The organism is Verrucomicrobium spinosum DSM 4136 = JCM 18804, assembly GCF_000172155.1.
Lineage (GTDB): Bacteria > Verrucomicrobiota > Verrucomicrobiia > Verrucomicrobiales > Verrucomicrobiaceae > Verrucomicrobium > Verrucomicrobium spinosum.
In genome coordinates this window covers 5,290,732-5,317,080 of record NZ_ABIZ01000001.1, presented here as the reverse complement: position 1 = coordinate 5,317,080, position 26,349 = coordinate 5,290,732, and the positions used below count along the sequence as shown (strand labels likewise).

Sequence of the window (26,349 nt, the reverse complement as noted above, 5' to 3'; positions counted from 1 at the left end):
GTGCATGAAGGAGGTGATGCGCGAGCATGACGAAGCCGCGCAGATTCTATTGCTAAAACAGGTGGTATGATCACCACCACGTTCCGGCTCAAACGAGCAGGACGACGCACTCCTTGACCTGGAGTGCCGCCGGGGGACTCTCCGCCAGATGATGAGGCGGACGTGAGTCGATTTGATCTTCTGCGATCAAAAGGGGAATGAAAGGCCGCGCAAAGTCGGGCAGGTCTATCAGCATCACGGGGGCCGGGGCCTGGATCGTGACTGTGGCGGTGGTCTTGTTCTGTGCCTTGAACTCCTTTTTCAGCGGAGTGTGTGGCTGGGAGTCATGATGGTCGGCATGTTCGTCGTGGCTGCCTTCTTCATCCGTGACCACCTGGCTCCCATGGGCGTGGCAGTGGTCAGAAGCCACTTCCACTGGTTCCCCGGTGCAGACGCATACGTAGTGGTGATTAAGCCCTGCCACTTGCGCCCAGCCCACCGCGATGAACGCGAGGAAGAGGATGCAGAAGTTGGTGAGGGACTTGTTCACGACTGGGACAGTTAGCGACAGGGAGCGGAGAATGTCAATCCTTCGCTTCCACCTGTGCTTCCGGTGACGATGAGACGACGAGAGCACGATTTTTGTTCAACGCATCGTGCGGAAACGCGACGAGTAGCTCCGATTGGCAACCTGCTGTGCCGCCGATTGGCAATCGGCAAGTTGGCAACACGCTTGGAGGTTGCCATGAGGAGATGCTTAAATCGGCTCATCTGGCGATCCAAGGCGCTGCTCACACTCGGCGGTTGTGCTTGAGGCACAAACCGCCGCTCCTTGGACTATCGTCGATTGAGCCCGTGGGGCAGAAGGTCAAGCTGTCGCTGCCTGCTGGACCTGCTCCAGTTCCTCCCAGCGCGCATAGAGACGGGCGACTTCTACCCGGGCCTTTTCCAGGGCCTCAATCTTGGCGGGAGCCTCCAGTGAGCGGTTCACGAAGAATTCAGGATCGTTGAGTGTCCGGTCCAGCTCCTCGACCTTGCCTTCCGCCTCCATGATGAGGGCTTCCATGCCTTCCAGCTCCTTCTGCTCCTTGTAGGTGAGCTTGCGAGGTTTGGCGGCAGCGGGCGCAGCGGGCTTCCGGGCGGCTTTGCCCGGCTCTGCCCACGAGGGCCGGGCGAGGAGGTCGCGTTCTTTTTTCTTCTCCAGATAGTACGAGTAGTTCCCAGGCTGGACAAACACGCCGCCGTTTTCAAAGGCGACGATCTGGTCGCACACGCGGTCGAGGAAATAGCGGTCGTGGCTCACCACGAGCACACTGCCTTCGAAGTCCACGAGGGCCTCCTCCAGCATGCGCAGGCTGGGCAGGTCGAGGTCGTTGGTGGGCTCATCCAGCACGACGATGTTGCCGCCACGCTTCAGCACCTTGGCCAGCATGAGCCGGGCGCGTTCACCGCCGGACATGAGGTCAATGCGCTCCCGCAGCCGGTCATCGTTGAAGAGGAAACGGCGCAGGTAGGTGCGCACTCCCATCTTCTGCCCGCCGAAGGAGACGGTCTCATCCATGTCTGCAATTTCCTCGATGACAGTCTTGCTGCCGTCGAGCTGCATGCGGTTCTGGTCAATGTAGTTGAAGGTGACTTTCTTGCCGATGGTGACGGTTCCCTCATCCGGCTGGCGTTCACCCAGACACAGGCGCAGCAGGGTGGTTTTGCCCACACCATTGCGGCCCACCACACCGGTGCACTGCCCGGGTTTCAGGGACATGGTCAGGTGACGGAAGAGCCAGCGCGCCTCGTCGCCCTCACCCACGCGGGCGGATGCATTGAGCAGATCCACGCCGATGTTTCCCATCTCCGGCGCAGGGGGGATGAGCACATCCATCTCGCGCTCCTCCACCGGGGCGTCCTGCCCGGCGATGGAGTAGTACTGGTCCATGCGATGGCGGGACTTCGTGCCGCGGGCCTTGACCCCGGACCGCACCCAGGCCAGCTCCACCTTCAGGAAGCGCTGGCGTCGGCGCTCCGTCTGCTCGGAGATCTCCTGCCGCAAGGCCTTGGACTCCAGATAGGCGGTGTAGTTTCCCGGATGGGAATAAGCCTTGCCGTCGAAAATTTCGATGATGCGGGTGGCGATGACATCGAGGAAATAGCGGTCGTGCGTGACGAAGATGACGGCACCTGCGAAGGTGCGCAGGTAGTCTTCCAGCCAGCGGATGGACTCGGCATCCAGGTGGTTGGTCGGCTCATCCAGCAGCAGGAGATCCGGCTGGGTAACTAGCGCCCGACACAAGGCCACACGACGCTTCTCCCCACCTGAAAGGGGGCCGACCGGCGCATCCAGCGGAGGGACATCCAGGGCGGTGGCATCGGCCTTGATGCGGGCTTCCAGATTCCAGCCATCGGCTGCCTCGATGAGATGGTGCAATTCCGCCAGCTCGGCTTCGCTGCCATCCCCTGTTTCATAGCGCTGGAGCCAGCCCATGAGATCGGCCACACCAGACTCAATGTTCTCTCTGACGGTCTTGGTGCCGTCGAGCACGAACTCCTGGGGGAGGTAGCCCACACGCAGACCGCGTCTGCGGGAGATGATGCCGCTGTCGGCCTGGTGTGCTTCTGCCAGAATCTTGAGCAGGCTTGTTTTGCCGCAGCCGTTGCGGCCCACGAGGCCCACCTTCTCCCCTGGAGCTACTGCCAAGGTCACACCCTCAAGCAGGTGCTGCTGTCCGTAGGACAGGAACAGATCAGTGGCGGAGATCAGGGCAGGGACAACGGCGCTCATGGGGTGGGCAATAGACCCTGCTCCGGGGCGGGTGTCCAGTGCGGACAGGATGTCACGCAATGTCTCTTGAAAGGATGGCGTGCCCGTGGCCCGTTCTGCTCGCTATGATGTTCACGTTCAATCGCCTGCTTCCATTGCTGGCCGCCAGTCTGGCGTTGCCCCTCTGTGCCACCGAGATCGTCGGGCACCGCGGGGCCTCCCACGACGCCCCTGAAAACACCCTGTCTGCCATGAAAGAGGCCTGGAAACAGGGGGCCGATGGTGCCGAACTCGATCTCTGGTTCTCCAAAGACGGGCACCTCGTGGTCATGCATGACGGCACCACCAAGCGCATTGGAGGTGTGGACAGGAAGATCGCTGATCAGACGTGGGAGGAACTGCAGAAGCTGGATGTGGGAAGCTGGAAGGATCCCAAGTTCGCCGGGGAGAAGATTCCCACCCTGGAGTCTATCTTTGAAGCGACCCCGGCGGGGAAGAAGATGGTGCTGGAGATCAAATGCGGCCCCGAGATCCTGCCGGAACTGGCAAAGGTCATCAAGGCGTCTCCGCTGTACCCGAAGCAACTGGTCATCATTTCCTTCAACTACGAGGTCATGAAGCTCTCCAAGCCCCTCTTCCCTGAGGTGGAGCACTATCTGCTGGCCAGCTACAAGAAGGACAAAGAGACAGGCAATCTGCCCGAGCTGTCAGAGTTCGTGGAAAAGGCCAAGGCCGTCAAACTGGATGGTCTGGACCTCCATCATGGCTGGCCGATTGATGAGGCCTTTGTGAAAGGCCTGAAGGAGCAGGGACTGAAGCTCATCACCTGGACCGTGGATGATCCGGAGGTCGCCAAGCGCCACGTGAAGGCGGGGGTGGATGCGATCACAACGGACCGCCCGGCGTACCTGAGAGAAAATGCGCTGGGGAAGTAGGCGGCCTTCTAGACAGGATTAGCAAGATTTAGGGCAGATAAACAAGATGGATTCAGGTGGGGAGGAAGTGACTCTTTCCCCCAAAAACAAAAAGCCCGCTGGAATATTCCAGCGGGCTTTTTGTTTGAATTCGAGGTGCGAGGCAAACTTTTACGCGGCGGCCATGGTGCCAGTGGCCTGCTTGGGCTGCACGTCTGGGACGGAGGGGCCACGTGCCTGGGCGAAGTGGGTTTTGGCGCGCAGCATCAGAGTGCCGAGGACGAGGTCTGCGAGAGGGAACACCACGTTGAAGTTCTTGTGCATGTAGCGGTGGTGCAGCAGGTGGTGGCCGTTCAGGCGCTGAAAGATCCAGGGCTTTTCCACACGGCGGTTCTTCGGCAGGTGCATGCACCAGTGAAGATATTCATAAATGCCGTAGTATGCACCTGCGGCGAGCACGCCGCCCAAGGCCAGAGGCCAGATGCCGAACGCCAGGGCGCTGAGCGTGGTGGGCAGGGAGCAGAGCAGGATCAGTACGGGGCCGTTCCACCACTCCATGGGGATCTTCTCCTTGTCCTTCTCATTTACCAGATGGTAGGTGTGGTCCGCCTTGAAAATGTGATGGTGGACGATCGCATGGGCCTCAAAGGCATAGCGGAACTTTCCAACCGGGCGGTGCATGACGTACTTGTGCAAGTACCATTCAAAAAAGGATGCGAAGGCAAAATTGGCGACAAAGCCGGCAAGGCACCAGAGAAGGATTTCGATCATAATGAGAGGATGGGTGCCCCGGGGGGCAGGAGGCGCAGAGCCTCCATCCTCGCGTCAAATCCTCAAGCGGGATTTTGCAATTTTCTTGCGAATGGTATCGAGGGAGGAGTCCGGCGACTCCTGATCCTCCTACGTGAATGCCCCCTGTATAAGGCAACCCACACAGATTGAACAGGAAGCGCTTCAGATTTCGCCTTTTGGCATGGCATGCACGCAAACACCGGCGATCTGCGATTCAGCAGCAACTCATCCTCCTAATTGAAATCCATGAAACTCAACACCAGCATCGGTACCCTCCTTCTCGCCATTTATCTCATCCTCATCGGCGTGAGCGCCTTGTTCGGGCTGAGGCTGGGGCAGGCGGAGATCGTGAAACCTATTTTGGCCTTGATTGCGGGAGTGCTGTTGCTCGTTGGGAGGTAGTTGCCTGAGTTTGGGGACAGGCGGATGGAACGTGCCTCCCTGCGGCGACTGACCAGGCGGGCACCGTTGGTAATTTCATATGCCGCCCTTTCGCGAACGCTGCGAACAAAAAAGAGCCGCCCTCACAGGCGGCTCTTGATGCATTAAGTCCAAGCCGGTGCAGTTCACCGGGGAACTAGCCTCACTTCTTGAACGGGCTGGCGACGAGATTTTTGAAGGAATCGGTGGCGGCTGCGGTGGCTGCTTTGGGACCGGTCAGCTTGATGAAGACTGGAGCGTCTTTCCCCACCAGGATCGCGCCCAGCATGGTGTAGTCTGCGCGGGGAGTTTTGGTGCCACCGAAGGGAGGGCCGTCGAGGTAGGTTCCGTGGATGGTCACGAGGGTCACCTTGGTGCCGCTGTAGTCCAGATCTTCCTTCTTCACCTCAGGCGTACCTTCGAACTGGCCGATCCAGCGTTTCACATTGGCGTCCACATCACCGCCTTGGCCGGTGCCGAAGTGGTAAAACTTGGCCTCCAAGGGAGTGCCGCCTTCCACAGGGTGGGAGAGCACGGCCTTGGTCATCATGCCGGTGTTCTGGGCTTCGGTCCAGGGGGCGGCGACGGTAAAGTTGAAGTCACCCACGGCGACGGTCTTGTCTTCCGCCTGGACGGAGGCAGTGACGGCGGTGAAGAGGAGGGCGGCAGCGGCGAAGAGTGCGGTTTTCATAGGGTGATGAAGGAGCTTCTTTAACGGAGGAAAGGGGAGGTCCACAGGGGTTTTCCTGCCACCGGGCAGAAAAAAGGACAAGGGTAGAAGCAGAAACTGGCTGCTGACCCTTGTCCTGTACGGAGATCGGAGAGGCTTATTTCTCGACCTTCATGGTGCCCTGCATGAGCATCCAGTGGCCGGGGAACGTGCAAAGGTAGGGGTAGTCACCAGCGTCTGCGGGAGCGGTGAACTCAAGGGACTCGGTCTGGCCGGGCTGAATGAGCTTCGTGTGGAACAGGATGTCCGTGGACTCGGGGATGTAGTTCTTGGTCATCGCCTGCGGGTCGCTCAGCATGCCGTTGGCAAGGGCGCCGACCTTCTGCAAGGTGCCGGGCTTGACCACGAGGAAGTTGTGAGGCTGGGGCACGGCGCTCTTGTTCTCAAAAGTCACCTTCACCTTCTGACCGGCTTTCACGGTGAAGGTCTTGGTGTCGTACATGAGGGGGTTGGCGTTGTCCGGCTTGATGGTGATGGACACATCCTGGGCGCGGGCCACATTGGAGAGCAGCGTCAGTGCGCAGGCGGCGGTGAGCAGAGTACGGATCATTTATTTAGGCAATGGTGGGTGTTGGTCGGCCTGCTTCGCGGCAGGCACGAAACAGGGCACGTGACAAACGGACTCAATGGGAGGGCTTTTGCAAACGAAAAGGCGGGGGACCTGCCTCAAAAAAATTTGCCGCGTTCGCAACAATTTGCCCCCGGATTCGCGGCATGGTGTCTGCTGAGATTCTTTTGCAGGAAGCCAGCAAGCGCGAAAGTTTAACGGCCTGTCAAGCGTACCGTATTAAGAACCTCCCTTTCGAAAATCCCCCCTTTTCTACTTAGCGACCATGTCCACCTCTGCATCACAAGTTTCCCGCCGGGCGTTTCTCCGCAGCGCCAGCACGTTGCTGGCTTTGCCTGCATTGGAGTCTTTCGGATTCAGGGCATTCGCGGCGGAGAAGGCTCCCGAGGCAATTTCCCGGATGGCTTTCCTCTACATTCCCAACGGGGTGAACGTGCACAAGTGGAACGTGAAAGGCGAGGGAGCTGGGTACGAACTTTCCCCCACGCTGCAGCCGCTGGCGGGCCTGCGGAATGATTTCTCGGTCATCTCCAATCTTGCCCACGACAAGGCGGAATCCAACGGGGACGGAGCTGGAGACCACGCCCGTGCCACGGCTACCTTCCTGACTGGTTGCCAGGCGAAGAAGACCGCTGGCAATGACATCCGCATCGGCCAGAGCGTGGACCAGATTGCGGCCTCCCAGTTGGGGCATCTCACCCGGCTCTCTTCATTGGAGTTGAGCACGGACGGCGACCGCAGCTCAGGCAAGTGCGACTCCGGGTACAGCTGTGCTTATCAGTTCAACCTTTCCTGGAAGACGGAGTCCATGCCGATGGCTCCTGAGATGGACCCGCGTCTGGTGTTTGAGCGTCTCTTCGGCACCGTTGCCGCTGGCGGGAATTCCGCAGAGGCCCAGCGGAGGATGAAGTACCAGAAGAGCATTCTGGACTTCGTCATGGCCGATGCCAAGAGCCTGCAAAAGCGTCTTTCCGGAAACGACAATCGCAAGCTGGACGAGTACTTCTCCTCCGTGCGCGACATTGAGCAGCGCATCCAGAAGTCGGAGACCATGAAAGTGGTGCTGCCTTCCGGCGTGCAGGTGCCCGCCGGGGTGCCCTCGACGACGCAGGAGCACATCCGCCTCATGTTTGATCTGCTGCTGCTGGCCTTCCAGACGGACTCGACCCGCATCGCCACCTTCCTGCTGGCGCATGACGGCAGCAACCGGAGTTTCCCGGAGATCGGCGTGCCGGACTCGCACCACAACATCTCCCACCACCAGAACAACCCGGAGAAGCTGGAGAAGATCGCGAAGATTGACCAGTTCTATGTGCAGCAGTTTGCCTATTTCCTGGAGCGCATGAAGGCCTCCAAGGAAGGTGACAAGTCCCTGCTCGACACCTCCATGATCGTGTACGGTGGCGGCATCAGTGATGGCAATGCCCACGACCATGACCGCCTGCCCGTGCTGGTGGCGGGGCGTGCGAATGGTACGCTTAACCCTGGGCGTCACATCGCCCTCAAGGACAAGGTGCCGATGACCAACCTCTATCTCTCCATGCTGGATCGCATGGGCGTCAACGCCGAGCGCGTGGGCGACAGCACGGGTGTGCTGCAGGGGATTTGAGGAGGACGCTGGAATGGGCCAGTCCAGCTTGAATCATAAAAAAAGGAGCCTCTACAGAGGCTCCTTTTTTGTGTCTGCGCATCTTGATCTGGCTGTGTGAGGATTGTTTATTTCCTTGATTCGACCGCCAGGTGCCAAGGGCCAGAGCCTGCGTGAGCACCCTGCCGTGTTGTACCTTGATGAACTGCGGGAGGAGGGGTGTCTGGCCCTGGCAGATGGTGCGTGAGACCAGGTAGATCATGTTGGGCCACCGGCGTCAGCACCATGCCCAAGGCGACAAGGCTGAACGCAATCAAGCTGGAAGTGGCAGGCCTCAGAGGTGAGTGTTGCCGCAACGATGACCGTTGTCTATGCGGGGCGGGGTGGCATGCTTCCCACGCCAAGTTCGTGGAGTGCCTGCCTAGGAACCTGGGGGGTGAAACGCGGTCTGGGCGTTTCTCAAAATGGCCAGTGCCTGGGAAGCTCGGGGAGCGCACGCATCCCTGCGTGCTGTTGGCGGCATCTTGCCGCAAACGTCAGGCAGCACATGACATCGCATCCAGGGTTCCTTGGCAGGCAAAAATTTCCTCGTGTGCGATGTTCACCCGTGGAATGCGACCGCGTGCCCAAGGGGATCTCCATGGCCGCGAGGGGAACCTGTATCAAGTGCCCCTGGGTGCGTAGAAGTTTCCCTCCCACTCACGCATACGCCACCCATCCACGAAAGGTGAACCCGGTATAGAACAGGCTGACGTCCGTGAAGCCTGCTTCGCGCAGCAGGGCTTCTTCCTCTGCAGGGTCCAGGATGTCGAGCCTGGCCTGCATGGTGGGCACGGCTTTTTCAGCCATGGCGGGATCGATGCCCGAGGCCACGGCAAAGGCGACATAGCGTGAAAACCAGAGCGAGCGCTCTGGCTCCGCTTGCGGGAAGCTGAGATGCGCGGCCACGAATGGCGCACCGCTTTTAAGTCGCTGGTGCACATGCCGCAGGGTGGGCAGTCGTTCTTCACGGGGCACAAAATGCAGAGTCAGCAGGCAGGACGCTGAATCAAATGGCCCCTCGGGAGCTGCATCGATATAGCCTTGGTGAAGCCGGACTCTGGAGGCAAGTGGGCCCAGGGTTTGGGTGGCCAGCTTCAACATTTCTGCGGAAGGATCGACTCCATCAAACTCCCAGCCGGGATGCGCTGTGGCGAATTCTTTGAGTTCCAGTCCGCCACCTGCTCCCAACACCAGGACCCGACCGGTAGCGGGGGTGCGCTCTGCGAGCAGCAGGGATGTCATGCGCTGCAGACTCGCAAAACCCGGGACCAGACGGGCGGGTTTCTCGGCATAGTCGGCTACGGCTTTGGGGTCGGAGAAGGGGCTTTCAGAAGGGTTCATGATGGAATGACTGCGGCTAGGTACGTCTCTCCCTAAACCGGCTGATGCAGTGCCAAATCGTGAATTCTGCCCTCAAGACCGTGTTTTCCCGCTGAAATAGCGCCTTACCCCGCGGTTGGAGCCTTGACTCTACGGAGATTTTTGCACAATTTCTTCCCATGGCGAAAAAAGCAGCAACCATCAAAGACCGTTTCTCCAAAACCCAGATTCTGGAGCAAATCACGCAGGACACGGAACTCAGCCGCAAGCAGGTCTCCGCCGTCTTGGACAGCCTCACGGAGATCATCAGCTCCCACCTGAAGAAAAACTCCGTGGGTGAGTTCGTTCTTCCGGGCCTCTTGCAGATCAAGACCGTCCGCAAGCCGGCGGTCAAGGCCCGCAAGGGAATCAACCCGTTCACCAAGGAGCCGACCGTCTTCAAGGCGAAGCCTGCCTCCACCGTGGTGAAGGTTCGCCCCTTGAAGAAGCTCAAGGACATGGTCGCCTAGACCCCGGATCTCTCGTACAGAAGCTCCCATTCCTGGCCAGCCTCGACGCATGAGCGTCAGGCTGGCCACTTCGCGTTAAAGGGGGGCGTCAGGGTTTTGGATGTCCCATGGGCAAAACCGATATAGCCTGGCACGGATGGAGCGGCAGATGTCCAACGGATGCTCCGTGATCCGGTCCGGGCTCCCTCTTTTGTCTATGGAGCAATGCATGTCGTGGACTCCTGAAACCGTGCCAACGGGAAAGAGGGTGGGGTGAACGAGGAATCGGTTCACTCCAAGCAGGCTTGCAGACAGGCTGCGAGTTGCGGAGCTGCAATCATGGGCTGCAGAGGTGGGCAATGCTCTGCGCCAGATCTGGCCCGAAGGGGAGGCGGGCCTTAAGAACCCGTAGTGCGATAAAGACCCTCTCCAAACGAACCCTGTGCCCCGCATGATAGGTGCATTCCTGAAACCAAGGCAAAAGGCCAGTTGAGAGGCGATATGCAGGGTGGGGTGTCTGCATCCAAATTCTTCCAGCTAAATGGGGAAGAAAGTGGCTCGGGACGGAATCGAACCGCCGACACGAGGATTTTCAATCCTCTGCTCTACCGACTGAGCTACCGAGCCTTTCGTTTGAGGGACCGCTAGTATGCCGAGCACTCGAAACCGCGCAACTGGAAAGTGTTGTTTCTTGCGCTTGATCCTCATTTTTTTCTTCGCTAGCCTTTGAGGATGATGGGCATTGACCGATGGCGCTGGATGATGAGGATAGGGGCAGCAGTAGGGATGCTGATCTCCCTGGTGGGAGGAGTGGGGGCGGTGGAGGTGACCCAGGGACCGGAGGTGGTGGTGGCAGCCTCGGGAACACAAGTGACGCTGAACTGGCGCACAGATGCAGAATGTGGCACCCGCGTCCGTTACGGACTGGTGCCAGACAAGCTGGAGTGGAAAGCGGGGGATGGGGTGGCCGTGCAGCACTCCGTGACTCTGGACAGTTTGATGCCCGGCACCACCTACTACTATGCAGTGGGCACGGCCAAGGTCCGGCTCAAGTCCGGACAGTTCACCCTGCCGCAGAAAGGGGAGACCGCTGAGGGGGCTCTCCTCAAGAAGAAGCCCCTGGCAGAATCCCCGGCCGCGCCACGGGCCCCGCCTGCCCGGATCACCTGGGGTTACCTGCCGAGTCTGCGGGATCACTTTGAGCGACATGGCCCCGACTTCGGTGCGAAGAGTGAGGAGGACTATGCGCGGCAGGCATGGGAATTTCTACAGCGAGCGATGGCCGAGGGGTTGCCAGCCAAGGCGGACGCTTCTGATGGCACGCTGCGCGTTTTCGATCCTGGCAGCGGGGCTTTTGCCGCGTACAATCGGGACGGTACGACGAAGACTTTCTTCAAACCTGGCAGCCCCGGATACTGGGACCGGCAACCTGGCCGCCCGGTAAGACTGAGGAAGCCTTGATCTCTCCCATCCCCCAATCTCCCATGAACACCTGTCCTGTCTGCGGCTATCCGGCCTTGCGTGAGCCTCCTCGTGCCCCTTCCGGGGGCGGTTCCTATGAAATATGTCCGAGTTGTGGTTTTCAGTTTGGGGTGGACGACGATGACAGGGGTATCAGCTATGAAGACGCCAGGAAGCGATGGGCGACAGCAGGGTGCCGATGGTACAGCCGTGGTTTGCCCGCGCCCGATGACTGGGATGCCAGAGCGCAGTTGCAAAGGCTTGTCGAGGCGGGCGAGGGGAAGCTTTCAGAGACCGGAGACTGAGTTTGGCGAGAGCCGGAGGATCATGGTGGGAATGAGTGAGGAGTTCGCTGCTGACTTCTGAGGGCTGCCTCCCCAACGGAGCGAACTTAGGTGAAAATTCTGCAAGACGAATCGGATTCCCGGGTAAACTATGCGTCCGCTTTCGCTCCTTGTGAAAAGTGCCTGTAGCTCAGCGGTTAGAGCAGGGGACTCATAATCCCTTGGTCCAGGGTTCGAATCCCTGCGGGCGCACTTTTATTCGCACTCACGATGGAAGCACGAAGCTCCTTTTTCGCCAAAGACGACTTCATTTCCAGAAGGTGAATCTGCACCATGCCCTGTCATGAATCAAAACATAGTGAAGCTTCCGGCGGTCAAAATCTCGACCCTGCCCGAGTCCTTGACTGCCTACGCAGCGGTGCGGGTGGAGGAGTCCCTGGAGGCGCTGGAGTCGCAGCATGGGGTGAATCCAGCGGCGCCAGATCCGGTGGCGGCCGCCCTGGAGCGATTGAATTCCTCGAACCGAGGGCGTTCCTAAACCATATTGCTCCCCTGATACGTGCCGCCGGGGCGGAGCACGAGGTGCGGTTTGACCTGACGGCTGGCCGGGTGGTCAAGTTTACCCTGCATCCGATGGAGGTTGTCAATGACTCCGAGATTGAGCTCTACCTGGAGCGACTGGCGCTCACCAATGAGGTCTTTGGCGACGACTATAGAGTGGCTGGCTGGGTGGAGTTCCCCGGGGAGCAGGGAGTGCGTCTGGTGGTGACCCAGCCGTGGTATCGCACACGCAATGGTGAGGCGGTGCATCCCACGGACTTGCAGATCTGGTCGTACATGACGACGCTGGGCTTTCAGCGCGTGGGAGAGGGGATGTATCACCATCCTGAGCTTCAACTCGCTGTTTCGGATGCGGTGGGGAAGAATTTTGTCCTGGACCTGGCAGGGGCGGTGAAGCCGGTGGATCTACAGGTGATGAGGCCAGATGCCACCATGCAAGCTGCCCTGGAACGTCTGGCCCAAGCGCAGCCAGCTGTCCAGGTGGCGACGGGTGCGGAAAATTGAACGAGAGGGTCAGGGTGTTTGGCAACGGTGCCGACCAAGAATTTCTCGCAACGCAGCACGGGCGGGGAGTGTCTCAAGAACGGATGGGGTGAACAGGCCAAAGCAGGACTGTCCGCCGTGGGATGCTTGCAAGTTGCGCCCCTTCTTCGATTTGCCATGAAGCCGCCATTCTCCGGATTGCCGGTGCAGACCGGTTGGAGAGCTGTTTTCCACCTTCTGGCGTTGGTGGTCACGGCGGGCGTCTTCTTTGTGGCTGGCGGGGGGAGTGTGGCTGCCCGTGATGCGGGGAATCGGCCTCCAGTAATCAATGTGTGGGTGAATGACAAGCAGGTGCCGGTGATCGAGCATTGGGTGGGAGGCAGATTGAACTGCACTTACGCACCTCTCACCCTCCCGGGCTCTGCCGAGGTGGAGGTGGAAGTGCCTGGGGGAGTGAGGCATTGGACAATGAGCCCTGAGAAATGCGAAGTCCCCACTCGAATGGAAAGGGGGCGCTTGAAGTTCACCCTGCTCACCTCCCACTATATGGTGGTGACTGTCAATGGTTTGCGTTTATTGTTGCTGGCAGATCCGCCTGAGGATGAGCTGCCTGAGCACCAGAAAGTGCTGGATGTGACGGCTCCGCCCTACAGTCTGGACCGCTCGGGTGCCAAGGACGGGACGGATGTGCTACAGAAGGCCTGTGACGATGCCGGAGCGTTGGCGAATGAGGCCGTCGTCATGCTGCCTCCCGGGCTCTACACCACCACGGGAATCCGTCTGAGAAGCCGGACCCAGCTCTATCTGGCTCCCGGTGCGGTGCTGCAGGGCAGGGATGATGCCGAGAGCTACCCGGACTATCCTTCAGCGCCTGGCAAGACGGCTTCCGCCGCCTTGGTCAAAGTGGATGGGGTGGAGCATGTTTGCATCTTTGGGCGGGGTACGCTGGATGCACGCGGGCTGGCGCTCGCCGGGGCGGCCAAGCACGGGGAGGGGAAGAGATTGCTGGCGAGTTGCGTGACGATGGAGCGCTCGCGTTGTGTGACTTTGGAGGGGGTGATTTGCAAGGAGGCGACGGCGGTGGCTGTATCGGCGACGCACTGCCAGGATGTGGCCATGCGGCGGGTGAAAGTGATCAATGACCTGAGCAGTGAAGACAGGGTGGATGGGATACGTCTCGCTGGCACGCAGCGCGCTTTGGTCGAGGACTGCCTGGTGTACACCACTGAGGATGCCTTTTCTGTGACCTCACCAGAGGATGCAGTGAGTGAGCAGGTGGTCTTGCGCCGTCTCATGGCGCTGACCAGTGCAAGGGCGTTACGCTGCGGACCGCTGGCCCGTTCTGCGCTCCATCGCGTGCGTTTTGAGGACGTTGATATCATTCACTGCCGGGATGCCATGAGTGTGATGCACGGTGAGGGCCAGGGAGAGTGGGGGCAGATCGTTTTCAAGGACATCCGGGTGGAGAATTGTGGCAGGAACGGGATCGTGATTCAGCTCTTAGATGGAGGCGGCGTCAGCGGCGTGCGATTTGAGAATGTGGGCTTCAAACAATCTCGGCCCGGTTTTCTGCAGGGGCTGGGAGCAGGCCATTGCATCCGCGGGGTGACTTTCGCCGGACTGGAAGTCAGTGGACGGCCCATCGCCACGGCGGAAGAGGCGGGGCTGAAAGTGGGGGGATTTGTCGAGGACGTCCGTTTTGATGACTAAGTGCCATGTTGGATGAAAACATCCGGGTATGGCAGTTTCATTAAGGGAACAAGATAAGAGCGGTTTCGCTGTGCCTGGTAACTGCCCCTCCCGGGGGGGCGGTCCTTTTGAGCTGAGCCAGGACGGCGTTGCTCATCGGTTGTGAATCTCGGTGCCGCTTCGGAGGGAAACGGGGCAAGTGGCTAAGATGTCACCCAACCGGACGGTATGTCCCGGTATGAAGGACCTTTCATTCAGCCAAGGTGACAGGCTTGTTCCTTGACTCTTTCGGCGCGCCCACCACCATTGCCGCCGTGTACCGGCCGCACCTTCAACCCCCGACGACCTAACCTGGCCGACGCACATCGCATGGTCATTGATCTTTCCTCACGTTTGCAGGGTCCACTAAAGCGGAATCTCTACAAACTCGCAGCCCCTGTCGTAGAGCGCGGACTCGCCATCCGTTCGTTCAACCATTTGTATGAACGCACTCGCGACCGCTACTTGAAGCACCCTGACTACCCTTCCGCACGGGCGTGGTTCTCATCGGGGCTCCGGGAGATCGGCACAAAGTATGAGGTGGATCTGCCTCAGAACTTTACCTTCCCCACCGAAGGGCCGTTGATCATTATTTCCAATCACCCCTTCGGCATTCTGGATCCGGTGATACTGGGGGATCTGATCTCCCAGTATCGGCCCTATGTGAGGTTCATGACGAACTTCCTGTTGGGGGAGATTGAGGAGATGCGTCCCTGGATCATTCCCGTGGATCCTTTCAACGGGGAGAACAGCGCCCAGCGCAACCTGGGCCCCATGAAAGAGGCGTTGCGCTTCCTCAAACAGGGGGGGGCACTTGCCATCTTTCCGAGCGGGGAGGTGGCTCACTTCAAAATGGGCCGCGGTGTGGAGGAGAGTCCCTGGAGTTCGCATGTGGGAGCTCTCGTCCGTCGCACAAAGGCCACCGTCCTGCCGGTCTATTTTGAGGGGCAGAACAGTGTGTTGTTTCATGGGGCCGGACTGGTGCACCCCATGCTGCGCACCGGTCTGATCTTCCGTGAGTTATTGCATAATGACCAGGGTGTGGTGTCTGTGAAGGTGGGGCAGCCCATACCCTTCAACCGTCTGCGCAAGTTCGAGGATGATGAGAGCCTCACCCGCTACCTCAGGCTTCACACTTTCATCTTGAGCCAGCGACCCAAGGCACCGCTCAAAGGGCTCGGTACAGTCACGGTGCCTGTCGCTCACGCTCCGGCATCGGTTGCAGCTCCCACGCTGACGCTATCCCCTGACAGCCCGATGTTGCAGCAGGCCTTTGAGGCCGAGATTGCAGCCCTTCGGAAGGCGGGCGGGCCCATTGCGCAGCAGGGGAGCTTCAGCGTGTTTATCGCCGCTGCTCCGGAGATTCCCCACCTGCTGCGCGAAATTGGCCGGTTGCGTGAGGTGAGTTTCCGTCTTGTGGGAGAGGGGACTGGTGAGGATGTGGATCTCGACAAGTTCGATGACTATTACCTGCACGTCTTTCTTTGGGATGAGAAAGAGCGGCGCGTGGCGGGGGCTTATCGCCTGGGTCGTGCGGATATGATCATGCGTCGATATGGAGCCAAGGGGCTCTACACCAGCACGCTGTTCAAGTTCCAGAAGCCCTTTCTGAAGCATCTGGAACAGGCGCTTGAAATGGGGCGCAGTTTTGTAGCCCCGAACTATCAGCGGAGCGTTTCAGCGCTGCCACTCCTGTGGAAGGGCGTGCTTACCTGGGTGTGCCAGAATCCCCACTACACCAGGCTCTACGGACCGGTCAGCATCAGCCAGGCTTATCAGGGGCTCTCGCGCAAGCTCATGGTGGAATTTCTAAGGGAGAACAACTTCCATCCCGATCTGGCGACGCTGGTGAAGCCGCGCAAGCCTTTCCGCTACGGGAAGAATCGCAAGCTGCTGAGGGAGTTTATTTCCGCGGACCTTGGTAATGTGGATGACTTTTCCGCCCTCATTTCCAGCCTGGAAGAGGACGGCAAGGGCATCCCTGTCTTGCTCAAACATTACCTGCGCCTGAACGGCACGCTGTTGAGTTTCAATGTGGACAAGGACTTTAGCTCTTGCCTTGATGGCTTGATTCTCGTGGATGTGACAGAGACTGATCCCAAGCTGCTGTGCAAGTACATGGGGGAAGAGGCGTGCGCCAGGTATCTCAAACATCACGGTGTAGGGAGTGAGGTGAAGGAGGAGGGGGGGAGTTAGGAGTTATGGGTTAGATGAGATCTGATGTGGGGTGCACAGGGCGTGCGCTCTGAAAGGGCTCGCTGAGAGATCTTGGTGAGTTGCGTGGCCAGCGCTCTTTCGCCTGAAGCTAGCTGTTCGGAGCATGGCTTCAGTCTTGCTCGGGCGAGCGCCGCGGCAGCTTCTGCCACTATCCTCTGCTCCCACCTCATGCCGATTGCCAATCGGCGGCACAGCAGATTGCCAATCTGCTCTACCGGTCAACCGCCTTCGACGTCGCATCGACGTTTCCCGGAGGCTGTCAGCTTGGGGCTCTTACATCCACTCCTGCAGGGCATCCAGCAGTTCCCGGCCATCCGTCTCGCCATGCATGATGTCGGCCACCACGGGGGCGAGATCCATGGATTCCAGTACCATGCGGTTGGAGATGCTGGCGGCATCCCTCTCCTCGTGGGCGTAGTTCAGCACCAAGCCTGCGCACTTGAGCCCTCTGGCCTGGATGTTCTTTACTGTCAGGATCGTGTGGTTGAGGGCTCCGAGGCGGTTGTTGACCACCACCAGCACGGGCCAGCCAATTTCCTGGGCGTAGTCTGCCAGAGTGTATCCTGGGGCGAGTGGTACTTCCCAACCGCCAGCACCTTCAATGAGCACGTGATCGACCCGGGAGGTGAGGTTGTCCAGGCTCCGACGCAATCCGGCGAAGTCCAAGTTCCTGTTTTCGATGAGAGCGGCGGTGAAGGGCGAAGCCGGTGTTTTGAGCCAGATGGGATTGATCTCCTCCAGCGTGAATCCGGGGCCCTCGGCGCTGCCTTGATGAAGCAGGATGGAATCCTGTCGTCCCCCGCAGCAAAAAGGCTTGAAGCCCGCTGCCTGAATGCCGCTCTGTTTCAGTGCATCCAACAGCAGCCGGGTCACATAGGTTTTGCCAGCGTCAGTATCCGTGCCGGTGATGAACAAATTCAAGGGAAAGGGAGTTGAGACGGCTACGCCTGTTGAGACGGCTGCGCAGGTTGAGATGGACCGCAAGAGGTCCGGTTGGGCGCTACGCTGGTTTAGGCCCCGCGATGGGGCAAGGAGCAATCGATGGGCAACAGCGAGTATTTGACGCACTGAAGTACAGCCCGCTGACGCACTTGGCCCATGGGATGGTCGCGCCCAGCAGGATCAAGCTCTCGTTAAGCTTCCTTTCTTCCACCTAACCGCCATCACCCTTGCCTTTGCCCACGGGAGCGAGGAGGGCTTCGTGAGTTACGGCCATGGCGTAGTCGCGATTGAGCTTGGTGATCCAGCGTACGCTGATCTCTTTGGGGCAGGCGGCCTCGCACTCGTACTGGTTGGTGCAGTTGCCGAAGCCGGCTTCGTCCATGGTTTTCACCATGCCGAGGACGCGGCGGTGTTTCTCCGGCTGACCTTGGGGAAGGCTGTTGAGTTGACCGGCCTTGGCCGAGACGAAGAGCATGGCGCTCGCGTTTTTGCAGGAGGCGACGCAAGCACCGCAGCCGATGCACTCGGCTGCGTCCATGGCGGCATCGGCCGCTTCTTTGGAAATGGGCAACGAGTTGGCGTCTTGAGCAGAGCCGGTGCGCACACTGATGAAGCCGCCCGCAGCCTGGATGCGGTCGAAGGCGCTGCGGTCCACCGCCAGATCCTTGATCACGGGGAAGGCCTTGGCGCGGAAGGGCTCGATCCAGATGGTGTCGCCATCGTGGAACTTCCGCATGTGAAGCTGGCAGGTGGTGGTGGCACGCTCGGGGCCATGGGGGATGCCGTTGATCACCATGGAGCAGGTGCCGCAGATGCCCTCCCGGCAGTCATGATCGAAGGCGACCGGATCGCCGCCCGACTCGATGATGCGACGGTTCACGATGTCCATCATCTCCAGGAAGGAGGCGGTTTCCGGGATGTTCGTGGCTTCAATATCCTGGAAATAACCTTTGGCGTTGGCGCTTGCCTGGCGCCAGACCTTGATGTGGAGATTGAGAGAGCGGGCCATGGTGGGAACGGGGAAAGGGGATGCGGAAAGTCGGGAAAGGGGCGGGGGGATTACACGTAGCTGCGGACAGCGAGGTGCACCTCTTCGTAGTTGAGCGGTTCGCGGTGCAGGACCGGCTTGGAAACGTCACCTGAGTATTCCCAGGCGGCGACGTAGGCGAACTTGTCGTCGTTACGAAGGGCCTCACCTGCCTGGCCGCGCTTGGCTGCCTCATCTTCCTTGGTGTATTGGTACTCCACGCGGAAGTGACCGCCGCAGCTCTCCTCACGGTGCTGGGCGTCGCGGCACATGAGTTCACCAAACTCAAGGAAGTCCGCCACGCGGCCGGCTTTCTCAAGCTCCTGGTTGAACTGCTCGCCGGAGCCGGGGACGATGACGTTGCTCCAGAATTCCTCACGGAGCTGTGGGATCTTGTCGATGGCAAGCTGCAGGCCCTCATGACTGCGGGCCATGCCGCACTCGGACCAGAGCAGGAGGCCGAGCTCGCGGTGGAAGCTGTCCACACTGCGCTTGCCTTTGCTGCCGAGGAACTTTTTGGTGCGCACGCTGACGGCCTCTTCCGCCTCCTTGAAGGCGGGGTGGCTGGTGGTGACGGTTCCCGGCTTCTGGGCTGCGAGGTAGTTGGCGATGGTGTAGGGAACGACGAAATATCCATCGGCCAGGCCCTGCATGAGTGCGCTGGCACCCAGGCGGTTGGCACCGTGGTCGGAGAAGTTGGCCTCACCCAGCACATGCAGGCCGGGGATGGTGCTCATGAGGTTGTAGTCCACCCAGAGGCCGCCCATGGTGTAGTGCACGGCGGGGTAGATGCGCATGGGCTGATTGTAGGCGTTTTCCCCCGTGATCTTCTCATACATCTCGAAGAGGTTGCCGTACTTTTCCGCGACGACGGCCTTCCCCATCTCGATGAGCTTCTCCTTGGGAAGCTCCTTGCCGCCGGCTTTGTCGTGTCCGTAGCGCAGGATGGCATCCGCGAAGTCAAGGTAAACACCCAGGCCGCCGGGCCCGACTCCGCGACCTTCATCGCAGGCTTCCTTGGCGGAGCGGCTGGAAATGTCGCGCGGTGCCAGGTTTCCGTAGCTGGGGTACTTGCGCTCCAGGTAGTAGTCGCGGTCTTCCTCGGCAATCTCGTGGGGAGGCTTGCCGCAGTCTTCCTTGCGCTTCGGCACCCAAACGCGGCCGTCATTGCGCAGGGACTCGGACATGAGCGTCAGCTTGCTCTGGTAGTCACCGCTGACGGGAATGCAGGTGGGGTGAATCTGCGTGTAGCAGGGGTTGGCGAAGAAGGCACCCTTCTTGTGAGCGCGCCAGTTGGCGGTCACGTTGCAGCCCATGGCATTCGTGGAGAGGTAGAAGGCGGTGCCATAGCCTCCGGTGGCGAGGATGACGGCGTCAGCCGAGTGGCTGCTGACCTTGCCGGTGACGAGATCGCGCACCACGATGCCTTTGGCGTGCCCGTCCACGAGCACCAGTTCCAGCATCTCCGTGCGGGCATACATCTGGATGTTGCCGCGGGCGATCTCCTTGTTCAGGGCGGAGTAGGCTCCCAGAAGGAGCTGCTGTCCCGTCTGGCCCCGTGCGTAGAAGGTGCGGCTCACCTGGGCACCGCCGAAAGAGCGGTTGGCGAGAAGGCCACCATACTCACGGGCGAGGGGGACACCCTGTGCAACACACTGGTCAATGATGCTGGCGCTGACCTCGGCCAGGCGATACACGTTGGCCTCACGGGCCCGGAAGTCGCCACCCTTGATGGTGTCATAGAAGAGGCGGTGCACTGAGTCACCGTCGTTCTGGTAGTTCTTGGCAGCATTGATGCCCCCCTGGGCGGCGATGCTGTGGGCGCGACGTGGGCTGTCCTGAAAGCAGAAGCACTTCACCTTGTAGCCCATCTCTGAAAGGGAAGCGGCTGCGGAAGATCCGGCCAGACCGGTGCCAACCACGATCACCGTGTATTTGCGCTTGTTCGCCGGATTGATGAGCTTCGAGTCCTGCTTGTGCTTGGACCACTTCTGAGCCAGCGGGCCGGAGGGAATCTTGGCGTTCAAGGCAGGATCTGGATCGATGGTCATGGCAGGCAGCGGAGAAAGGTCGTGGTCAGGAAGAGGGGATCGGAGCGGGAAGGTGGTGGTGAGTCGCGCTTACTTCACCCAGCCCAACATGACAGCGAGGGGGATGGAGCAGTTGCCGATAAAAATAAGCGCCGCGTAGGCGAGGCCCAGACCCTTGAACGCCGGCCAGGTGCGCGCTGTGGCCAGGCCCAGTGTCTGGAACATGCTGGAGACCCCATGGCTCAGGTGGGAACAGAGCAGTCCCATGGCAAAGATGTAGAAGATGGAGGCCGGGATCCAGGAAAAGCCGTGAATCACCATGGTGTACACATCATGCACGGTCTCGCCATGGAGATTGGCATGAAGCTCGCCGTAGTTGTTCCCTACATGCAGCGTGAAGTGGAGGATGTGGTAAACGATGAACGCCAGGACAGTGAGCCCGCTGAAGATCATATAGCGGGAGGACTTGGAGGCCTGGATGGTCGCCTGGTAACCGTAGCGATTTGCACGGGCGACGCGATTCTCGCGCGTGAGCTTGATGGTAAAGATGATGTGGATGGCCACTGTGACGAGCAGGCCGATGCGCGCGATCCACAGCAGGGCTCCCATGCTTTGCAGCTTGTGCCCATAGGCATTCAGCGCGTCTGGCCCCAGGAAGATCAGAAGATTTCCGAGCATGTGGCCCAAAATGAAAATGACCAGTGCTGCCCCGGTGAGGGCTACAAGAAATTTCTTGCCAATGGATGAACAAACAAACGCGGAAAGGGACTTAGTCAGGGCGCTCATAGGCAGATATTCCAAGATGGCGATACGCCGCCGTTTGGCAAGAAGAGGCAAAAGAAAGTCTCAATTGTCTTGTTAAATTCAGCCACGGCGGAGGGGGTGTATTGGTGGGGTATAGGTGAAAAATCAATTTCGCGGCCCGTTGGGGCATCCGTAAAACGGCCAGTCGGCCATGGGGAGGCCGATGCTTTCCTGCTCAAAGCGACCTTTTCTGCCCGAGGTCCTTATGGCGGTCAGTTCCTTCCTGACGTCGGCAACCAGCGGGCTCGCAATCAGGCGATCTATCAACCGAGTTTCCTGAGGGGTGAGTCGTGGTGAATCTTCGTCATCGCGAAAATTCATATGGAGCGGCTGGATGGACTTGGCGATGCGTGTTCTCAAGTCCCTGAGGATGTCAAATCCAGCAGGGTCGGTATCACCAAAATGCCAGAATTCCAATCCAGCAGGCAGTTTTTCATAGAGCCGCAGCACGCCAGAGCCGGGATAGCTGGTGTGGATGAGCAGTGCGCCGCTCTGAAGCCTGGCGAGGCTGTGGAAGGTGGTTTCATTCTCCACACTGAGGCACCGGGTGGCGCTCGTCGTCAGAGAGATGGCATTTTCAATGTCTGGAGCAGAGATGCGCGATGCTTCCTTGAGCGGTCCCAGATCCACGGTGCCGGTAGGGGTGTGGATCTGGAGGGGGCCGTGAAGCAGAACAGATCGCGGTGTGTCCGTCAGGCCCATGTCAGCCAGACTCGTCCGTTGTCCTCCAGTGATCTGATCCAACGCCTGGCCAAGGCGAGCGGCCATTCGTTCCAGTTGCTTGGAATCACCGCAGAGAGTGCAACTCGCAACACGAATGAGCGTGGAGCCCTGCCAGTTCAGGACGCCCTTCAAGGTCATCAGCAATTCTGCGGCGGTATCCTGGTTGTTGAAGGTGAAGGGGGCGATCGATTGCCCAAGGTGAGCGGCCCCTGCCAGACGCGTGCACCATTGGTACCATCGTTCCCGCCATGGCGCTGGCAGGTCGGACACGTCTTGGCCCGCATGGTAGAATAAGGCAGCCCATTGGGCGCGAAGAGCCGTGGGGGTTGGCTTCTCCAGCAGGTCGAAGAGCCAGCTTTCACCTCCGTCCGCCAGCAGACGAACCTGCCAGATGATGGAGGGGTCACGAGGATGGCGCTCCAGAACCAGTTTACTGCCTCGCAGTCCGGCCGCGGCGTTCAGTTCCTTTTCTGCCTGCACACGGGAATCTCCGTCGGTGCAGCCCGCCAGTTTCAGCAAATCGGGGTATTCCACCAGAAAATCCCGTACTCCGGTCCCTGTGCGCCCCTGCTTGGAGGCGTGATATCGCCTCGCAATAGCTTCGAGAACAGGAAAGGACGGCATGGAGCGGGGCTCAAGGTAGAAGCGGGAGGGAGGCGGGTCGAGCGCGGATTTCGAATTCAGGTTGTTTCCTGCATGCGAGGCCAGCCCGTCCGGTGGCGGTCTGGGCCGATTGTGCCTCGACGTTGGGTGGGCGGCAGCGTAAAATTTGCCACCATGAGAACCCTCCTCCTGTCATTGTCGATCGTCCTGGCCCTCGTGGCCTCCCGGGTGCAGGCAACCACACTTGGTCTTGGAACCCTCAAGCTGCCTGTGTACCTTCACGGCTCGGACAGTGATGCCTACGTCCAGATCATCGATGTGCCTTTTGTCGCGGGGGGTGCCTCACCTGAGTGGTGGGTCCATGCCTTGGGGCTCCCCTTTGTGCCGCCTTCCGACCCGTTTTGGAGGGAAAAAAGTGATGTGAACATGGTCTCACGGTACGGCCTCTCCATCACCTGCCAGGTGGGCAATTTTGATGAGGATTTTGAGGTGACCATTGATGCCAAAAAGGCAAAAATCCCTGAGGGTTATCCCTTCACCATCGAGCAGGTGGTGGACTCTGCCGCCACGTGTGTGCGGCTCATGTATCCCGACCGGCCTAAAGGCGAAGGGAAGCTGGCCATTAAGATCATTCCTGAGTCGGCCAACCCAGAGGCTCCTGCCAAGGCGGCGGTTCCAGCATTAGACCAAGCCAGATGATGATGGGTGAACGTGACCGCAGGGAGGGGGCAGAGGCTCCCGTGGAGCGGCCCCAAGTCCTGCTCAAGGCGGTCGCTGCTCTGGAAGGTTCCGGTGTGGCTGAACTGACCTCTGGTGAGCGCGTCGAAGGCGGTGTCCGCGCGAGGTATCATCTAAAGGAGGCCAGATATCTGGGTGCCCTGAGCTGGAAAGAAGAGACTCTCGTGCTCGTGACGGCGCTCTACATCCGCTTTCGAAATCCGGGAAGCGATGTTCCGCCGGCCCGGGGGCATTTTTTCGTCGTTTGTCTGGATGCTGAGGCCAGCAAAGTGGTTGCCCATACCCGGCTGGAACTTGCGGACTGCCATCTAGATGGAGAAATCCTCAAGCTTGGGGACCAGGCCGCCGACGACTTTGGCAACCACGACGACCTTACGCGGTATCGGGGTTATCTGATTGGCGGAGCGCTGTTGCCTTATCCGTACAAGGATCGCATCACAGAGGCGGAGTGGGAGGCTGGCACCTTTAGAAAACAATCCCGCTAGGCATCAAGGCAACTCCAGGGCAGCTTGCTTGCCATTGACGGTGATCACTGCAGTGCCCGGAGGCAGGCCTGTGAGATCGACTTCCACCGTGCGCTCAAAGGGAATGATGGCCAATGTGGCCATGGCATCGCGAGGTCTGGAAGTGATCACCGTGATGAACACCCCACCGGAGATGCGTTGTTGTTTGATCTCATGCAGGCTGGTTGCCCCATCATGCAACAGTCCAGAGATGGTCACCGTGGCCTGACGGGGCTGGCCGGGAGCGAGGGTGGCAGCCACGGACTCGACGTCAGCCATCTTGTAAATGAAGCGTGGATCCGTGGGGGCAGAGGGCGCGGGTGCCGTGGCTGGCGGGGAAATCCTGGTTTGATCACCTTCCTTCTTCGGGGCCAGATTCTGGCAGGAAAGCAGGGCGGTGGTGGCGAGGAGGATGCCAGCCTTGGGCAGGGCCGACAGAAAACGGGCAGGGCTGGGAGCTCCATTCATGGGCGGGTGCGAATATCCATTCAATACCAATACGGAACGAGTCCTGTCCAACCTTTGCTCGCTTTTGTGATTGATGTGACGTTTCCGGGAGGATAAATTTTAGCAACAAGGTGCTTGCGAACGGGAATGTGCGTGGCAGTAGGCCGGTAGGATGGTACATTAAGTCCCTCGAAATTCAGGAAATCACAAGCAGCACCCCCGGCGCAAATGCGGATCTGGAAAGGGGGATCGTGATCGGTCATGCGGCAAATTGGAAGTTTCAATCACTACGAACTGGCGATGAGCGCGGGGGATGCCCCCATGCCTTTGTTCCGGGCGTCCTGCGAGGAGGTGTATCTGGGTGTGGACCGACGGCACCGCCAACTGGTGGAGGTCCATTTTGTCGCTGAAGCCGCGCCTGATTGTCAGATTAGTCTCCCGCCCGGGAGTGAGCAGGGTGCGGATCCCGTCCTGGATTCGGGCGAAGTTCAAGGCACGGCTTTCTACGTCACCGCCTTTCATGATGGCGAGCTGTTGGAGCACTACATTTCCCGGCGAGGGGCTCTTATCGCTCCTACGGCCTTCAGTCTTGTCCTGCATCTCCTGGACGAACTGCTAACCCTGGAAAAGGTGCGTGGGCATCTGCAAGGGGTGAGCCTGGAGAGGGTGTTGGTGTGTCTGGAGGATGACAGTTTGTTAAGGCTGCGCATTCTGGACTACGGGTACACTCGCACTTGCGAGGGCAGCCAGCCGGATGAGAAGGCCCGCCAGGTGCGGGAGGTCTGCCTGGTGTTGAGCCGTCTGCTCACCGGGCCACTGCGCGCGGGAATTCACCCTGATAGGGTGGCTGTGCTGAATGCCCTGCCGGGACGGTTGCGGAACAGTCTGCGTGCCTGCCTGGGGGTCCCGGGGGAGGTGCCTGCGACGCTGGAGGCACTCCGCGCCCAGGTGCAGGAGGCCTTTCTGGCACAGAGCCGCGATCTTCACGGCAAGGACACTCGCCGGCATGTGGTGGCGCTGGAAAATATGGTGCCGCATTCCTCGTTGAGGGATCTGTTGTTTCCTAACCCGCCCAACATGGAGGTGCTCGCCCGGCGGTATCAGCTGGAGGATGTGGGAGGTGAGCGGCATCCCTTTTCGCTCCCGGTGACAGAAGCTCCCTCCGGGCGGAAGCTGACCGTGCAGCTGCTGCCGCCTCCGGGAGTGATGATGGTGCTTAACCCTTCATGCCTCGCTCCCCAGCTTGGGGATTTAAAGACAGACGCCCACCCCAACATCATGCGGTGCGCCGGGGCCTGGGAGGGAGGCAGTCTGGCATTCCTCCTGGAGGAGCGGGCTCATGACCTGCCGCTGCTGCATGTCCTGCGGGAGCGGGGTTGCTTGAAGCCGGTGGAAGTGCGTCTTTTGCTGGCGCAAGTAAAACAGGCGATCGAGCAGGCCCAGTCCATCGGGCTGCATCGTCTGGACCTGCGCCCTGGCAATCTCGTAATGAGGGTGACGGCCAGAGTGTCTGACCGGGAGGTTGAGAAACTGGTACATCGTCACCTTGATGCATGGCCCACCTTCCTGGTTCTGGCCCGGCCGCATGCAACCCTGCGGTGCCTGATGGAGCCTCCCCTGGAGCGTCAGTCATTGCCGGCGAGCGAGGGGGGAGACAGCAATCGAGAATTTGCCGCCCTGGCTGTCGCGTTGTTTGACGGGGCCCGCAGTATTTCGAACCAGCCGATCAAGGAGTGTGACACGTGGCCTGCCGAGCTGAAGGAGCTGGTCTGTGAACTGCAGAGCGCACTTACAGCGTCGGGAGCGCTGCCCGGTCCGGCTGAAATCGTGAGTCGGGTGGAGAGCCTCGTCCCACTGCCTGCCTATGCCGAGGGTGACGAGGACTTTTCCGGGGATTCACATGGTGCCATGCATCGTGCGGACCCACGCGCAGCGCTGAGAGAGCGCCTGAGGGGCCAGCATCCCGTGGACGAGCCCATGGAAAGCATGGGCTCGGTCTCCGACTTTGATGAAGACTTCGCCTTGCCTGAGCCTGACCTGGCGGCCTCGGATGAGGCATCTCGGGAAGCAGGCCGGGGTTCAGGGAAATCCTCGTTCACAGACTTTGGCAAAAAATCGTTCCTGAAGGGCTTGTGGACCCTGATCTCAGTTGTCGGAGTCTCATGGTGGTAAGCTGCGGTTGCGACGGTTGGAGATTGATGG

25 protein-coding genes and 2 tRNA genes are annotated in these 26,349 nt (G+C 59.8%); 14 read left to right on the top strand and 13 right to left on the bottom strand.

The features are described from left to right. Positions 1–88: 88 nt before the first annotated feature. Together VSP_RS21680 and VSP_RS21675 are read right to left on the bottom strand one after the other, a co-directional pair. On the bottom strand, positions 89–529 hold the full coding sequence (locus VSP_RS21680; protein WP_009963322.1) for a hypothetical protein: 441 nt from the start codon (positions 527–529) through the stop codon (positions 89–91). A 318-nt stretch (positions 530–847) separates the two neighbouring features. Continuing rightward, entirely contained in the window at positions 848–2,755 is a 1,908-nt protein-coding gene (locus VSP_RS21675; RefSeq protein ID WP_009963320.1) for an ABC-F family ATP-binding cassette domain-containing protein, read from the bottom strand. A gap of 104 nt (positions 2,756–2,859) precedes the next feature. On the opposite strand from VSP_RS21675, the gene VSP_RS21670 reads away from it, so the two are divergent. After that, positions 2,860–3,669 carry a glycerophosphodiester phosphodiesterase gene (locus VSP_RS21670; protein ID WP_009963318.1) on the top strand — a complete coding sequence of 270 codons (810 nt, stop codon included), beginning with the start codon at positions 2,860–2,862 and terminating at the stop codon, positions 3,667–3,669. Between the two features lie 150 nt (positions 3,670–3,819). Here the strand turns inward: VSP_RS21670 and VSP_RS21665 are convergent, their stop codons facing one another. After that, entirely contained in the window at positions 3,820–4,419 is a 600-nt protein-coding gene (locus tag VSP_RS21665; protein ID WP_009963316.1) for a sterol desaturase family protein, read from the bottom strand. A 267-nt stretch (positions 4,420–4,686) separates the two neighbouring features. Here VSP_RS21665 and VSP_RS43140 point away from each other — a divergent pair, with 267 nt between their 5' ends. Further along, positions 4,687–4,842 (top strand): hypothetical protein, encoded by a 156-nt coding sequence (locus VSP_RS43140; protein WP_009963313.1) that lies wholly within the window; start codon positions 4,687–4,689, stop codon positions 4,840–4,842. A 181-nt stretch (positions 4,843–5,023) separates the two neighbouring features. Here VSP_RS43140 and VSP_RS39790 read toward each other — a convergent pair whose 3' ends face one another. Together VSP_RS39790 and VSP_RS21650 are read right to left on the bottom strand one after the other, a co-directional pair. Beyond that, positions 5,024–5,551 carry a hypothetical protein gene (locus tag VSP_RS39790; protein WP_009963311.1) on the bottom strand — a complete coding sequence of 176 codons (528 nt, stop codon included), beginning with the start codon at positions 5,549–5,551 and terminating at the stop codon, positions 5,024–5,026. Between the two features lie 136 nt (positions 5,552–5,687). Beyond that, complete coding sequence (locus VSP_RS21650) at positions 5,688–6,140, bottom strand: plastocyanin/azurin family copper-binding protein (protein WP_009963310.1); 453 nt, start codon at positions 6,138–6,140, stop codon at positions 5,688–5,690. 283 nt (positions 6,141–6,423) lie between these two features. Here VSP_RS21650 and VSP_RS21645 point away from each other — a divergent pair, with 283 nt between their 5' ends. Then, positions 6,424–7,767, top strand: a complete 1,344-nt coding sequence (locus VSP_RS21645) for a DUF1552 domain-containing protein (protein ID WP_009963309.1) — start codon at positions 6,424–6,426, stop codon at positions 7,765–7,767. Positions 7,768–8,445: 678 nt separating this feature from the next. On the opposite strand, the gene VSP_RS21640 is transcribed toward VSP_RS21645, so the two are convergent. Next, entirely contained in the window at positions 8,446–9,129 is a 684-nt protein-coding gene (locus VSP_RS21640) for a class I SAM-dependent methyltransferase (protein WP_009963308.1), read from the bottom strand. Positions 9,130–9,287: 158 nt separating this feature from the next. On the opposite strand from VSP_RS21640, the gene VSP_RS21635 reads away from it, so the two are divergent. Beyond that, complete coding sequence (locus tag VSP_RS21635; RefSeq protein ID WP_009963306.1) at positions 9,288–9,617, top strand: HU family DNA-binding protein; 330 nt, start codon at positions 9,288–9,290, stop codon at positions 9,615–9,617. A 533-nt stretch (positions 9,618–10,150) separates the two neighbouring features. On the opposite strand, the gene VSP_RS21630 is transcribed toward VSP_RS21635, so the two are convergent. Next, positions 10,151–10,223: transfer RNA gene (locus tag VSP_RS21630), tRNA-Phe, on the bottom strand. 105 nt (positions 10,224–10,328) lie between these two features. Between VSP_RS21630 and VSP_RS21625 the strand changes: the two genes are divergently transcribed. From VSP_RS21625 to VSP_RS36625, 7 genes are all read left to right on the top strand, one after another. Next, on the top strand, positions 10,329–11,057 hold the full coding sequence (locus VSP_RS21625; RefSeq protein WP_009963305.1) for a fibronectin type III domain-containing protein: 729 nt from the start codon (positions 10,329–10,331) through the stop codon (positions 11,055–11,057). 23 nt (positions 11,058–11,080) lie between these two features. Further along, positions 11,081–11,362: a hypothetical protein gene (locus VSP_RS41205; protein WP_009963304.1), complete on the top strand. Its 282-nt coding sequence runs from the start codon at positions 11,081–11,083 to the stop codon at positions 11,360–11,362. A gap of 158 nt (positions 11,363–11,520) precedes the next feature. Beyond that, positions 11,521–11,593, top strand: a tRNA-Ile gene (locus tag VSP_RS21615). A gap of 91 nt (positions 11,594–11,684) precedes the next feature. Further along, positions 11,685–11,879 (top strand): hypothetical protein, encoded by a 195-nt coding sequence (locus VSP_RS21610; protein WP_009963303.1) that lies wholly within the window; start codon positions 11,685–11,687, stop codon positions 11,877–11,879. Then, entirely contained in the window at positions 11,849–12,406 is a 558-nt protein-coding gene (locus tag VSP_RS21605; RefSeq protein ID WP_269724137.1) for a putative polyvalent protein kinase domain-containing protein, read from the top strand. The genes VSP_RS21610 and VSP_RS21605 overlap by 31 nt, the downstream gene beginning before the upstream one ends. A gap of 156 nt (positions 12,407–12,562) precedes the next feature. Continuing rightward, positions 12,563–14,095, top strand: a complete 1,533-nt coding sequence (locus tag VSP_RS21600) for a glycosyl hydrolase family 28 protein (RefSeq protein ID WP_157210999.1) — start codon at positions 12,563–12,565, stop codon at positions 14,093–14,095. A 348-nt stretch (positions 14,096–14,443) separates the two neighbouring features. Next, on the top strand, positions 14,444–16,309 hold the full coding sequence (locus VSP_RS36625) for a bifunctional lysophospholipid acyltransferase family protein/GNAT family N-acetyltransferase (RefSeq protein WP_044133627.1): 1,866 nt from the start codon (positions 14,444–14,446) through the stop codon (positions 16,307–16,309). A gap of 294 nt (positions 16,310–16,603) precedes the next feature. On the opposite strand, the gene bioD is transcribed toward VSP_RS36625, so the two are convergent. From bioD to VSP_RS21570, 5 genes are all read right to left on the bottom strand, one after another. Continuing rightward, a complete protein-coding gene (gene bioD / locus VSP_RS21590) occupies positions 16,604–17,251 on the bottom strand; it encodes a dethiobiotin synthase (protein WP_029190657.1) in 648 nt (215 codons plus the stop codon). Between the two features lie 232 nt (positions 17,252–17,483). Beyond that, positions 17,484–18,281, bottom strand: coding sequence for a succinate dehydrogenase/fumarate reductase iron-sulfur subunit (locus VSP_RS21585; RefSeq protein WP_009963298.1), 798 nt, complete (start codon positions 18,279–18,281; stop codon positions 17,484–17,486). Positions 18,282–18,331: 50 nt separating this feature from the next. Continuing rightward, the gene (locus VSP_RS21580; RefSeq protein ID WP_009963297.1) at positions 18,332–20,350 is read right to left on the bottom strand and encodes a fumarate reductase/succinate dehydrogenase flavoprotein subunit; all 2,019 of its coding nucleotides are present in this window, start codon (positions 20,348–20,350) and stop codon (positions 18,332–18,334) included. Positions 20,351–20,419: 69 nt separating this feature from the next. Then, the gene (locus tag VSP_RS21575; RefSeq protein WP_009963296.1) at positions 20,420–21,115 is read right to left on the bottom strand and encodes a succinate dehydrogenase cytochrome b subunit; all 696 of its coding nucleotides are present in this window, start codon (positions 21,113–21,115) and stop codon (positions 20,420–20,422) included. Between the two features lie 123 nt (positions 21,116–21,238). Beyond that, a complete protein-coding gene (locus VSP_RS21570; protein ID WP_081452647.1) occupies positions 21,239–22,480 on the bottom strand; it encodes a Wadjet anti-phage system protein JetD domain-containing protein in 1,242 nt (413 codons plus the stop codon). Positions 22,481–22,633: 153 nt separating this feature from the next. On the opposite strand from VSP_RS21570, the gene VSP_RS21565 reads away from it, so the two are divergent. Together VSP_RS21565 and VSP_RS21560 are read left to right on the top strand one after the other, a co-directional pair. Then, entirely contained in the window at positions 22,634–23,158 is a 525-nt protein-coding gene (locus VSP_RS21565; RefSeq protein WP_009963294.1) for a hypothetical protein, read from the top strand. After that, positions 23,155–23,682, top strand: coding sequence for a hypothetical protein (locus tag VSP_RS21560; RefSeq protein ID WP_029190654.1), 528 nt, complete (start codon positions 23,155–23,157; stop codon positions 23,680–23,682). Before VSP_RS21565 ends, VSP_RS21560 begins: the two co-directional genes overlap by 4 nt. Before the next feature lie 3 nt (positions 23,683–23,685). On the opposite strand, the gene VSP_RS21555 is transcribed toward VSP_RS21560, so the two are convergent. Next, positions 23,686–24,168: a hypothetical protein gene (locus VSP_RS21555; protein ID WP_009963290.1), complete on the bottom strand. Its 483-nt coding sequence runs from the start codon at positions 24,166–24,168 to the stop codon at positions 23,686–23,688. A 240-nt stretch (positions 24,169–24,408) separates the two neighbouring features. Between VSP_RS21555 and VSP_RS41775 the strand changes: the two genes are divergently transcribed. Next, positions 24,409–26,319, top strand: coding sequence for a hypothetical protein (locus tag VSP_RS41775; RefSeq protein WP_157210998.1), 1,911 nt, complete (start codon positions 24,409–24,411; stop codon positions 26,317–26,319). Positions 26,320–26,349: the final 30 nt, after the last annotated feature.